This is a genomic window from Delftia sp. ZNC0008, assembly GCF_000799035.1.
GTDB lineage: Bacteria > Pseudomonadota > Gammaproteobacteria > Burkholderiales > Burkholderiaceae_C > Comamonas > Comamonas tsuruhatensis.
In genome coordinates this window covers 1-11339 of sequence record NZ_JTKZ01000195.1, presented here as the reverse complement: position 1 = coordinate 11339, position 11339 = coordinate 1, and the positions used below count along the sequence as shown (strand labels likewise).

At 70.7% G+C, this 11339-nt stretch carries 9 protein-coding genes and 1 pseudogene; 7 read left to right on the top strand and 3 right to left on the bottom strand.

Annotated elements, in window-relative coordinates; all coding sequences use genetic code 11:
• The 7 genes and pseudogenes from narJ to L995_RS06520 all read left to right on the top strand — a co-directional run.
• Positions 1 to 654 (top strand): nitrate reductase molybdenum cofactor assembly chaperone (gene narJ, locus L995_RS06550; protein WP_082001504.1); only part of this gene is annotated, 654 nt, incomplete at its 5' end.
• The gene (narI, locus tag L995_RS06545; RefSeq protein WP_012203043.1) at positions 651 to 1388 is read left to right on the top strand and encodes a respiratory nitrate reductase subunit gamma; all 738 of its coding nucleotides are present in this window, start codon (positions 651 to 653) and stop codon (positions 1386 to 1388) included. The genes narJ and narI, both read left to right, overlap by 4 nt.
• Positions 1389 to 1482: 94 nt before the next feature.
• Entirely contained in the window at positions 1483 to 2304 is an 822-nt protein-coding gene (locus tag L995_RS06540; protein ID WP_047470365.1) for a peptidylprolyl isomerase, read from the top strand.
• 385 nt (positions 2305 to 2689) lie between these two features.
• Positions 2690 to 3268: pseudogene (locus L995_RS06535) on the top strand (carbonic anhydrase); the annotation flags it as partial.
• A 55-nt stretch (positions 3269 to 3323) separates the two neighbouring features.
• The gene (locus L995_RS06530; protein ID WP_047470362.1) at positions 3324 to 5768 is read left to right on the top strand and encodes an adenosylcobalamin-dependent ribonucleoside-diphosphate reductase; all 2445 of its coding nucleotides are present in this window, start codon (positions 3324 to 3326) and stop codon (positions 5766 to 5768) included.
• The gene (locus tag L995_RS06525; protein ID WP_052195763.1) at positions 5765 to 6343 is read left to right on the top strand and encodes a hemerythrin domain-containing protein; all 579 of its coding nucleotides are present in this window, start codon (positions 5765 to 5767) and stop codon (positions 6341 to 6343) included. Before L995_RS06530 ends, L995_RS06525 begins: the two co-directional genes overlap by 4 nt.
• A gap of 72 nt (positions 6344 to 6415) precedes the next feature.
• Positions 6416 to 7510 carry an AbrB family transcriptional regulator gene (locus L995_RS06520; protein WP_046239402.1) on the top strand — a complete coding sequence of 365 codons (1095 nt, stop codon included), beginning with the start codon at positions 6416 to 6418 and terminating at the stop codon, positions 7508 to 7510.
• Between the two features lie 8 nt (positions 7511 to 7518).
• Here L995_RS06520 and L995_RS06515 read toward each other — a convergent pair whose 3' ends face one another.
• From L995_RS06515 to L995_RS06505, 3 genes are read right to left on the bottom strand one after another with little or no spacing between them, the layout of a single operon-like run.
• Positions 7519 to 8085, bottom strand: a complete 567-nt coding sequence (locus L995_RS06515) for a glycerol-3-phosphate responsive antiterminator (RefSeq protein ID WP_012203049.1) — start codon at positions 8083 to 8085, stop codon at positions 7519 to 7521.
• 1 nt (position 8086) lies between these two features.
• The gene (locus tag L995_RS06510; protein WP_047470359.1) at positions 8087 to 9637 is read right to left on the bottom strand and encodes an FAD-binding oxidoreductase; all 1551 of its coding nucleotides are present in this window, start codon (positions 9635 to 9637) and stop codon (positions 8087 to 8089) included.
• Positions 9631 to 11313: a glycerol-3-phosphate dehydrogenase/oxidase gene (locus L995_RS06505; RefSeq protein WP_047470356.1), complete on the bottom strand. Its 1683-nt coding sequence runs from the start codon at positions 11311 to 11313 to the stop codon at positions 9631 to 9633. Before L995_RS06505 ends, L995_RS06510 begins: the two co-directional genes overlap by 7 nt.
• Between the last annotated feature and the right edge of the window lie 26 nt (positions 11314 to 11339).

Below are 11339 nucleotides of genomic sequence, written 5' to 3'. Positions count from 1 at the left end.
ATCGGCTACCCGGGCGCCGAGCTGCGCGCCCTGCTGCCGGGCCTGATCGACGCCCTGCGCCTGGAGCAATCCGTGGCGCCGGCGCGGCTGCGCGAGTTGCAGCAGCTGGCCGAGCAGCTGCAGGCCATGGACCCCTTCGAGGCCGAGGCCCGCTACGTGGACACCTTCGACCGGGGCCACCAGACCTCGCTGCACCTGTTCGAGCATGTGCACGGCGACTCGGCCGACCGGGGCCCGGCGCTGATCGACCTGCAGCAGACCTACGAGCGCGCGGGCCTGGCCTTCGAGGCCGACGAACTGCCCGACCACCTGGCCGTGGTGCTGGAGTTCGCCTCCACCCAGCCGCCGGCCATCGCCCGTGAATTCCTGGGCGAAATGGCCCACATCCTCAACGCCCTGTTCACGGCGCTGGCGCGGCGCGACAGCCCCTACGCCAGCGTGATCGCGGCCGTGCTGGAGATCACCGGCCACAGGGCCGAACGCGTGGAAATCCGCCCCGAGCCCGCCATGGACGAGGCCTGGGCCGAACCCGCCGCCTTCGACGGCTGCAGCAGCCAGGGCCAATCGCGCCCCGGCGCCGAGCAGCCCGTGCATTTCGTGCGCCGCACGGCGGCGCCCCAAGCCCAAGGACCCCGCCAAAGGAGCCTGACATGACCCCCTCCTGGATAGACCACCTGCTCTTCGGCCTCTACCCCTACATCTGCCTGGCCGTGTTCTTCATCGGCAGCTGGCTGCGCTTCGACCGTGACCAGTACACCTGGAAGAGCGACTCCTCGCAGCTGCTGCGCAGCGGCAGCCTGCGCTGGGGCAGCAACCTGTTCCACATCGGCGTGCTGTTCCTGTTCTTCGGCCACACCGTGGGCATGCTCACGCCGCACTTCGTCTACGAGCCCTTCATGGCCGCAGGCGCCAAGCAGCTGCTGGCCATGGTCAGCGGCGGCATCGCGGGCACGCTGGGCTTCATCGGCCTCACCATCTTGCTGCACCGCCGGCTGTCGGACGTGCGCATCCGCGCCCACTCCAGGTTCAGCGACATCGCCATCCTCTGGCTGCTGTGGCTGCAGCTGCTGCTGGGCCTGGCCACCATTCCGCTGTCGGCAAAGCACATGGACGGCTCCATGATGATGGCCCTGGCCGAATGGGCGCAGCGCATCGTCACCTTCCGTGGCGGCGCGGCCGAACTGCTGGCCGAGGCCGGCTGGGTGTTCAAGGCCCACATGTTCCTGGGCATGAGCATCTTCCTGGTCTTCCCCTTCACGCGCCTGGTCCACGTCTGGAGCGGCTTCGGCACCCTGGTCTACCTGCTGCGTCCCTACCAGCTGGTGCGCTCGCGCCGCCTGGGCCTGCCCGCATCGTCGGCACGCCGTGACGCCAAGCCCGGCCATTGAGGAGATCGACATGGAACATGGATGCAACGGATCGGGCGGCGGCCACTGCGGCTGCGCGTCTTCAACCCCTTCTTCTTCTACTTCTTCTGCCCCGATGGGGGATCTCCCGGCGATTCCCGAAGTGCCGGCCTTCCAGCCCGTGGGCGAGGCCGGTGCCGAGGTGGCCCGCATCAACGCCACGCCGCTGCACGCACCCGGACAGCGCCCGCCCGAGCGCGAACTGCGCCAGCGCGCCTGCACCGAGCTGCTGCGCCAGGCGGCCCAGCGCGAAGGCCTGCTGGGCGCCGATGATGCGGCCGGCGACGACGGCGTCATCAGCGAGCGCGCCTCCCAGGCCATAGAGCAGCTGCTGGAGCGATCGCTGCACCTGCCCGAGCCCGGCGAGGACGCCTGCCGCCGCCACTTCGATGCCAACCCCGCGCGCTTCGCCCAGGGCGAGCGCGTGCGCCTGCGCCACGTGCTGTTTGCCGTCACGCCCGGCGTGGACGTGCGCGCCCTCACCCAGCGGGCCGAGGCCCTGCTGATCGAGCTGCGCTGCGCCGACGACGCCGGCCTGCGCTTTGCCGAGGCCGCGCGCCAATGGTCCAACTGCCCCAGCGGCCAACATGGCGGCGAACTGGGCTGGCTGGGCCGCAGCGATTGCGCGCCCGAATTCGCGCGCGATGTCTTTGCCTCCCAGGAAATCGGCGTGCTGCCGCGCCTGGTGCACAGCCGCTTCGGCCTGCACGTGGTCGAGGTCTGCGCGCGCGAGGCGGGCGTTCTGCCCGACTGGCAGCAGGCGCGCCCGGCCGTCGCCCAGGCCCTGCACCAGCAGACCTGGGTGAGCGCGCTCCACCAGTACCTGCAGCTGCTGGCCGGCCAGTCCGAAGTGGTGGGCGTGCGCATCGCTGCGGCCGACTCGCCGCTGGTGCAATAGCCGGGCAAAGGCGCAGTGCCCATGCCCGACGACGAACTGCTGCTGCGCCTGCGGCGCTTCCACGAGCACGCCTTCCCGCAGTACCGCGCGCAGTTCCGCACCCTGGTCGAAGAGGCGAGGGCCTGCCCGCCCTCATCTGGGGATCGCGTTGCCCCGCTCCAGGGTCGTATGCAAGGCGCACGTGCGCCGCAAGGCATGTGCCTTGCAAGCGCGGGCAACGCCGCAGACGGCCCTGGAGCGGGGCAACCCGAAGGGAAGCTGCATGCCAGCGCGCCACTCCGCGTTGCACTCCTTGTGCGTGTGGACACACGCACGGCGTCGCGCGCCTTGATTGGCACGCTGGCATGCAGCTTCGCGACCCCAGATGAGGGCGGGCAGGCCCTGACATCCCACTACGCTGTTCATCGGCTGCTCGGACTCGCGCCTCGTGCCCTACCTGCTCACGGGGGCGCCGCCGGGCGAGCTGTTCCTGGTGCGCAACGTGGGCGCCTTCGTGCCGCCGTACGACGGATCGCACGGCCACCACGGCACGGCGGCGGCCATCGAATTCGCCGTGCTCAACCTGCAGGTCAGCCGCATCGTGGTCTGCGGCCACAGCCACTGCGGAGCCATCAAGGCCCTGTATGGAGAAGTCTCGCCCGAGGCGCGCAACCTGCAGCGCTGGCTGGACCTGGGCCGCGAGGCCGTGCTGCCCGTGCAGGCCGGCCCCGAGGCGCTGCGCCGCACCGAGCAGCGCGCCGTCGTGCTGCAGCTCGAACGGCTGATGGACTATCCCATGGTGCGATCGCGGGTAGAGGCCGGGCAGCTCAGCCTGCACGGATGGCACTATGTCATCGAAGACGGCGAAGTCCATGTCTTCGATGTCCAGACCGGCCGCTTTGTTGCGGCATCTCAAGCTCCGCACAGCGGCACCGGGCCGTACCCGCCCTACGTGGAGCATGATGGACAAGTGCTTGTCGACTGAGGCCCGAGCAAGTGCCAGGGACGGCGGCAGGCAAGTCAACACGGGAGCCATGCCAATGCATCGCGAAAACCTGGGCCGCGCGCAGGACGCGGCGGATCTGCAGCCCATCAGCCTCGATGTGCTGCGCGAGAAATACCTCAAGGACGGCGAGACCGGTGTGGGTGAGCTCTACGCCCGCGTGGCCCGCGCCCTGGCCTCGGTCGAGCCCGAGGCGCGCCGCGCCGAATGCGAGGCCCTGTTCCTGGCCAACCTGCAGGCCGGCGCCATAGGCGCGGGGCGCATCATGAGCGCGGCCGGCACCGACCTGCAGGCCACGCTGATCAACTGCTTCGTGCAGCCCGTGGGCGACTGCATCCAGGGCGTGGACGACGGCGGCTACCCCGGCATCTACGAAGCCCTGCGCGAAGCCGCCGAAACCATGCGCCGCGGCGGCGGCGTGGGCTACGACTTCTCGCGCATCCGCCCGCGTGGCGCCGAGGTGCGCGCCACCGCCTCGCTGGCCTCGGGCCCGTGCAGCTACATCAACGTCTTCGACCAGTCCTGCGCCACCGTGGAAAGCGCGGGCGCGCGGCGCGGCGCCCAGATGGGCGTGCTGCGCATCGACCACCCCGACGTGCTCGAATTCATCACCGCCAAGCGCACGCCGGGCCGCTGGAACAACTTCAACGTCTCGGTCGGCGTCAGCGACGCCTTCATGCAGGCCGTGGCCGAAGACCAGCCTTGGCACCTGGTGCACCGCGCCCGCCCCGGCACCGCCCTGCTGGAGCAGGGTGCCCACCAGCGCACCGACGGCCAGTGGGTCTACCAGACCCTGCCCGCCCGCACGCTGTGGGACACCATCATGCGCTCGGCCTACGACTTCGCCGAGCCCGGCATCCTCTTTCTGGACCACATCAACGACGACAACAACCTGCGCTACTGCGAGGAGATCGCGGCGACGAATCCTTGCGGCGAACAGCCGCTTCCCTCCTACGGCTGCTGCGACCTCGGCCCCGTCATCCTCACGCGCTTCGTGCGCCATCCGTTCGGCTTCGCGGGCGAGCCTGCGTTCGACTTCGAGGCCTTCGAGCGCGCCGTGGGCGTGCAGGTGCGTGCGCTGGACAACGTGCTGGAGCTGACCTGGTGGCCGCTGCCGCAGCAGCGCGAGGAAAGCGAGGCCAAGCGGCGCATCGGCGTGGGCTTCACCGGCATGGGCAATGCGCTGGCCATGCTGCGCCTGCGCTACGACGCGCCCGAGGGCCGGGCCATGGCCGCGCGCATTGCCGAGCGCATGCGCGATGCGGCCTATGGCGCCTCGGTGGAGCTGGCGCGCGAGAAGGGGGCCTTCCCCAAGTTCGACGCCGATGGCTACCTGGCCGAAGGCACCTTCGCCAGCCGCCTGCCCGATGCGCTGCGCCAGCGCATACGCACGCACGGCATACGCAACAGCCACCTGCTGTCCATCGCGCCTACGGGCACGGTCAGCCTGGCCTTTGCCGACAACGCCTCCAACGGTATAGAGCCGCCGTTCTCCTGGACCTACAAGCGCAAGAAACGCACGGCCGATGGCGGCAGCGCCGAGTACGCGGTCGAGGACCATGCCTGGCGCCTGTACCGCTCGCTGGGGGGCGACGTGCAGCAGCTGCCCGAGTACTTCGTCAGCGCGCTGCAGATGCCTGCGGCCGGCCACATCGCCATGATGCAGGCCGTGCAGCCCTTCGTGGACACGGCGATCTCCAAGACCGTCAACGTGGCGGCCGACTACCCCTACGAGGACTTCAAGGACCTGTACCGCCAGGCCTGGAAGGCAGGTCTCAAGGGCCTGGCCACCTACCGGCCCAACACCATCCTGGGCGCCGTGCTCGAGACCCATGCGCCCGAATCTGCTGAACAGCCGGCCTCCCCCGCGCCGGCGGGAGCGGCGGCTTCCGCACCCGACCCGCTGCGCACCGTGATAGAAAGCCGCCCGCAGGGCGCGCTGGACGCCGTGGCCGAGAAGATCGAGTACTGGACCCAGCAAGGCCCCAAGCGCCTGTACCTGGTCGTCTCCTTCCTGCCCGTGGTCCTGCCCGATGGCCGCACGGTGGACCGCGCCATCGAATTCTTCATGCCCGTGGGCCAGAGCGGCGAATCCCAGCAGTGGGTGACCTCCAGCATGCGCCTGCTGTCACTGGCCGCGCGCGGCGGCTTCCTGGAGCGCGCCCTCAGCGACATGCGCAAGGTGGCCTGGGACCGGGGCCCCGTGCGCCTGGGCACCCACCAGCGCGACGACGGCACACGCGTGCCCATGTGGCACGACTCCGAGGTGGCCGCCATCGCCTATGCGGTGCAGAACATCCTGGCCCGGCGCGGCAGCGGCGCGCCGCCCGCCCCATCGCCGCTGCCCGAGCCCGAGGCCCTGGCCACCGACCCCATGGTCATGGCCGGCCGCAAATGCGAGGAATGCGGCGCCCATGCCGTGATCCGGAAGGACGGCTGCGAGTACTGCACGGCCTGCGGCCATCTGGGGAGTTGCGGGTGAAAGTTGCCGTGGCCCCACGCCCGCAGGGCGATGCCGTGCCCGGCTGGCGCGCGCCCGGCACGGGCTTCGACCAGCCCTTCGAGATGCTCGAAGCCTGCCACGAGCGCGTGCTGCGCATGCTGGCGCTGCTGGACCGGCTGCGCGTGCATCTCCAGACCAAAGGTTGCGACGACAGCGCACGCCAGGCGGCGCGCGACATCCTGCGCTACTTCGACCAGGCGGCGCCGCTGCACCATGAGGACGAAGAGCTGCATGTCTTCCCGCCGCTGCTGGAGCAGGGCGATGCGCAGACCGTGGCCCTGGTGCAGCGCCTGCAGCACGAGCATGGCCTGATGAGCGCCGACTGGGCGCTGGCGCGCCAGCCGCTGCTGGACATGGCCGAGGACCGTTGCCAGGGCTTTGGCGCGGCTGACGAGGCGGTGTTCGAACGCTTCGCGGCCTGCTATGCCAGCCATGTCGAGAATGAAGAGCGGCTGGCCTACCCGCAGGCGCGCGGCATGCTGCCAGAGGCAGCGCAGGCGGCCATGGGCCGCGAGATGGCGGTGCGGCGGGGCGCTGACCTGTCACGGAGATAGCGCCGCCGGCAGCGCGCGGGAGCCGGCGCGGCGATACTCGCAGGCTTTGGACCTGCCCCTGCCTCGCCTGCCATGCCCGAGCGCCGCCCCATTTTCCTGCTTCGCATCGCACTGACCCTGCTGGGCGCCCTTGCCGCCGCCCAGCTGTGCCTGTGGCTGCGCACGCCGCTGCCCTGGATGCTGGGGCCGCTGATCGCCACCTCGCTGGCCTCCATCCTGGGCGCGCCCACGGCCAGTTCGGGCCGGCTGCGCAACGGCGGGCAGTGGATCATCGGCGCCTCGCTGGGCCTGTACTTCACGCCGGCCGTGGTGCAGTTGATCGCGGGGCTGTGGTGGGCGATTGCCGTGGCCATTGTCTGGGCGCTGCTGCTGGGCTGGGGCTTCGGCGCCTGGCTGTACCGCGTGCATGCGCCGCGCATGCCGCAGATACCGGCGGGCGAGATGCGCGCCACCACCTATTTCGCTGGCGCCATTGGTGCGGCCTCTGAAATGACGCTGCTGGCCGAGCGCGAGAACGCGCGCACCGACCTGGTGGCGGCCAGCCACAGCCTGCGCCTGGTCATCGTCACCGTGAGCATTCCGTTCGCGCTGCAGTGGAGTGGCCTGCACGGGCTGGAGGGGCTGACGCCGCCCAGCATCCGCATCGTCGAATGGCCGGGGCTGGCGCTGCTGGCCGTGCTCACGGGCCTGGGCGCCTGGGCCATGGACCGGCTCAGGCGCGCCAACCCCTGGTTCCTGGGAGCGCTGCTGGTGTCCATGCTGCTGACCATGTGCGGCCAGGAACTGTCGGCCGTGCCTCAGGCCCTGGTCAATGCGGCGCAGCTGGTGATCGGCATCAGCCTGGGCGTGCGCTTCAAGCGCGAATTCCTGCACACCGCGCCGCGCTGGCTGGGCTCCGTGGCCGTGGGCACCGTGGGGCTCATGGCGATCTGCGCGGGCTTTGCCTGGCTGCTGCACCTGGCCGTGGACCTGCCCTGGGTCACGCTGCTGCTGGGCACCTCGCCGGGCGGCATCACCGAGATGGCCATCACCGCCAAGGTGCTGCAGCTGGGCGTGCCCGTGGTCACGGCCTTCCAGGTCTGCCGGCTGATCGCCGTGCTGCTGCTGGTGGCGCCGCTGTTCCGCTGGGTGGAGGCGCGCGGGCCGGCCGCGTCGCGCACGGCCTAGGGCCCACCTCACCACAGCCCACTGTCGCTGGTAGATACCGCAATCGCACCACCGGCCAGCGCCTGCTGGACCTGCTCCTGGCTGCAGACGAAGCCCGAGGCCACCAGGGGCGGCAGGATGCGGCGCTCGGCCTCGGTGATATGGGCCAGCATGGGGGCGGGCATGATCTGCACGAGGTTGGGGTCGCTCTGCTCCACGGCCTTGATGCTGCGCGGCCAGGTGGAGCGGTCGGTGACGAAGACTTTTTGCATGGTCAGCAGCCCGGCCTTGTTGGCGCGCTGGATGGTGGCCACGCGCGTGGACAGCAGGCTGCTGGCGCCCAGGTCCACAAGGTAGTCCACGCCGCCCTTGTCGGGCGAGATGCCGTCGCAGCTGTCGATATTGACGATGGCGATCTTGCCCGCCCCGGTGATGGTGGAGATCACCGAGCGCAGGCGGCGCAGTTCGATGTTGGCGACGATGGCGACTTCGGCCTGGCTGGCCAGCAGCGCGTCCATCTGCTCGGCCCCGTACAAGGTGGCGATGACGGGGCGGCGCGCCAGCCGCGCGCCCAGGGAGTTGTCCGGGCGGCCCATGTCAGAGGTCCAGCCCCAGCTTGCCGGGATTGAGCAGGTTCTTGGGGTCCAGCATGCGCTTGGTGGCCTCCAGCAGCGCAAAGGCCGGGCCCAGCGACTGCCGCATGTAGGGCGCGCGCAGCAGGCCCACGCCGTGGTGGTGGCTGAGCGTGGCGCCGTGGCGCAGCAGCACGGCGTTGGCCGCGTCCCAGGCCGCGCGGTACCACTGGGCGCGCTGGTCCACGGCCACCTCGCCGCGCAGCGAAAAGTACAGGCAGGCGCCATCCACATAGGCATGCGACTGGTGGGCCGAGCCGGCCAGGGTGCCGGGGATGGCCTGCAGGGCGGCGACCACTTCCTCGTAGATGGCCGGCAGGTCTTTCCAGGGACCGCACATCTCCAGCGTGTCGGCGACGAAGCCCGGGCCTTTCTTGAAGCCCTCGGCGCTCTTGCCGGTCAGGTAGCGCGTGTCCAGCCAGCGCTCCAGGGTGGCGGCGCCGTCCAGCCGTTCACCCAAGGGTGCGCACACACGTTCGCAGATGGCCATGACGGCATCGACGATCTCGGGCGCGCCTTCGTCGGCGATCAGCAGCACGTTGAGGTCGCTGCGGCCGAATTGCACGCCGCTTTCCAGCGCGTCGTACAGCCGCAGCGCGGCGGGGTTGGCGCCTTGCTGCAGGATCTGGCGGCAGGCTTCCAGGCCCTGGGCAAAGCTGGCAAAGCCATAGGCGATGGCGCGGCCGTGGTCGGGAAGGCGGTGCAGCTTGAAGCGGATGCGCACGATCACGCCCAGCGTGCCTTCCGAGCCGATGAACAGCTGCTGCAGGTCCGGCCCGATGGCCGCGCGCGCATAGCCGCCCACGGTGACGAGGCGGCCATCGGCCAGCACCACGTCCATGCCGTGGACCATGTCCTCGATCTTTCCGTAGCGCGTGGACAGCTGGCCCGCGCCCCGGCAGGCCACCCAGCCGCCCACGGTGCTGATGCCGAAGGACGAGGGCCAGTGGCCCATGGTCATGCCGTGGCGGCGCTGGATGGTTTCCTCGAACACGTCGCCGAACATGCCGGCCTCGACCTCGACGATCTGGCTTTGCTCGTCCATGGCGATGAAGCGATTGAGTTCGCACAGGTCCAGCACGATGCCGCCGCGCAGGGGCAGGGCCGCGCCCGTGACGTTGCTGCGCCCGGCCGAGACGGTGACGGGAATGGCGTGCGCGTCGGCAATGCGCATCACGGCCTGCACCTGCTCCACGGTGGATGCATGGGCGATGACGGCCTGCGGCGTGGCCGGGTGGCCCGAGGTCTCGGCCACCATGGTGCGGGCCCACCAGTCGCGCGTGCCGGCAACGATGTCGGCGCGCTCGGTCTGCACGCGGTCGCAGGCGGCGCGCAGCGCGGCGAGCACGGCCTCGGACACGGCCACGGGTTCGTGCTGCAGGCCGCAGGCAGGACCTTCGGAGGCAGGGCGGTCGGCTGCGGGTGCGGCCTGCGCCGCCCAGCCCGGGGTCGTGGGGGCGCCCACCACGTAGTTGCGGCGGTTGTAGCCGCGGGCGATTGCGTCTTTGCTCAGCATTGGATGTCTCCCATCAAAATCTGTTTCTCGCGCTCCATGGCGCGGCGGTAGTCGTGGATCTGCTGCGCTATCTGCGCAGGTGCCAGCCCCAGTTCCTGGGCCAGGATGTCGCCCACGCGCGCTGCGGCGCGGGCCGATGCATCGCGCGCCATGAGGCGTGCGCGCATGCGGCGCGAGAGCACGTCTTCCACCGTGCGCGCCATTTCGTGGCGCGCGGCGTAGAGGACTTCGGCCTCGGTGTGGGGCAGTCCCTCGACGATGGGCCGGGCCAGCGCGGGATGCGCGTCGAGGATGTCGCTGACGAAGCGCGCTTCCGTGCCGTAGCGCTCGCCCAGGTGGGCCGACAGTCCGCCCGTGGCCGTGATGGCCTGGGCGTCGTAGCCGGCCGCGCCCAGCAGGAAGGCGGAGGCGGTGGTGCAGTGCGTGCGCCGGCCCAGCAGTTTCTCCACGGCGTCCACGGTCTGCTCGGCCATGTGGCGCGAGGTGGTGAGCTTGCCGCCGACGATGGTGACCAGGCCGTCGGCTGCCACATGGATCTCGTGGTTGCGCTTCATCTCCACGGTCTTGCCGCCGGGCGGGCCGACCAGGGGGCGGCAGCCGGCGATGGAGCCGACCACGTCCTCGGGCGACAGGTCCACCTTGAGCGCCGATCGCGCGCCTTCGAGCAGGAAGTCCAGCTCGGCGCGCGTGCAGTGCACATCGTCCAGGCTGCCCGCATAGTCCTCGTCGGTGGTGCCCAGGTAGGAGACATCGCCCCAGCGCGTGATGGTGGCGCGCCGGCTGCGGCCCGGCACGGGGATGGTGACGGTGCAGTCGTTGCGTATGCGCAGCCAGGGAATGGCCACGTGCACGCCCTTGGCGGGGCGCACGTGCAGCTGCGCCTGCTGGTCGGGCCTGCGGCCATCCCAGTCGCGCAGCCAGACGCCCGTGGCCATGACCACGCTGCGCGCGCGCACCGTGATCTCGCGGCCATCGGCCTGGACGATGGCGCCGTCCACGCCGCCGTGGGCGTTGCGCGTGATGGCGGTGGCCCGGGCATGGTTGAGCACGGCCGCGCCATGGAAGGCCGCCGTGCGCGCCACGGCCAGCGTGAGCCGCGCATCGTCCACGCGCGCGTCGAAGTACATGTAGCCGCCCAGGAGCTGCTCTTCGCGGAAGGTCGGGCAGTGCGACAGCACCTCGGCCTTGCCGAGCTTGCGGTGCAGGATGCCTTCGCGCCAGCCGCCGGCCAGGTCGTAGGTCCACAGCAGGCTGCCGAAGGCCTTGGCCAGGCGGGCGTCGAAGACGCCGTCGCGCTCCATCACGGGAAACAGGAAGGGCAGGCGCTGCACCAGGTGGCGCGCATTGCGGCGCAGGCGCTGGCGCTCCAGCAGCGAGTGCCGCACCAGTCCCAGGTTGCCCTGCTCGATGTAGCGCAGGCCGCCGTGCACCATCTTGGAGGACTTGGACGAGGTGCCCGAGGCGAAGTCGTCCTTCTCCACCAGGGCCACGCGCAGGCCGCGCAGGCTGGCGTCCAGCGCCGCGTAGGCGCCGGTGATGCCGCCGCCGATGACCAGCAGGTCGAAGGCCTCGTCGCCCAGCCGAGCCAGCTGGTCCGCGCGCTGCAGCTGCAGCGGCGCGGTCTGGGTCAGCATGGCGCTGTCCCTGCGCTCCTTGCCAAAGGGCCATTGCATCATGCGCAGCCCTCCAGGGCGGCACGCGG

Coding starts and splice junctions, on each gene's coding strand:
- narI (WP_012203043.1), top strand. CDS start 651: ATGACCCCCTCCTGGATAGACCACCTGCTCTTCGGCCTCTACCCCTAC.
- L995_RS06540 (WP_047470365.1), top strand. CDS start 1,483: ATGGGGGATCTCCCGGCGATTCCCGAAGTGCCGGCCTTCCAGCCCGTG.
- L995_RS06530 (WP_047470362.1), top strand. CDS start 3,324: ATGCATCGCGAAAACCTGGGCCGCGCGCAGGACGCGGCGGATCTGCAG.
- L995_RS06520 (WP_046239402.1), top strand. CDS start 6,416: ATGCCCGAGCGCCGCCCCATTTTCCTGCTTCGCATCGCACTGACCCTG.
- L995_RS06515 (WP_012203049.1), bottom strand. CDS start 8,085: ATGGGCCGCCCGGACAACTCCCTGGGCGCGCGGCTGGCGCGCCGCCCC.
- L995_RS06510 (WP_047470359.1), bottom strand. CDS start 9,637: ATGCTGAGCAAAGACGCAATCGCCCGCGGCTACAACCGCCGCAACTAC.
- L995_RS06505 (WP_047470356.1), bottom strand. CDS start 11,313: ATGATGCAATGGCCCTTTGGCAAGGAGCGCAGGGACAGCGCCATGCTG.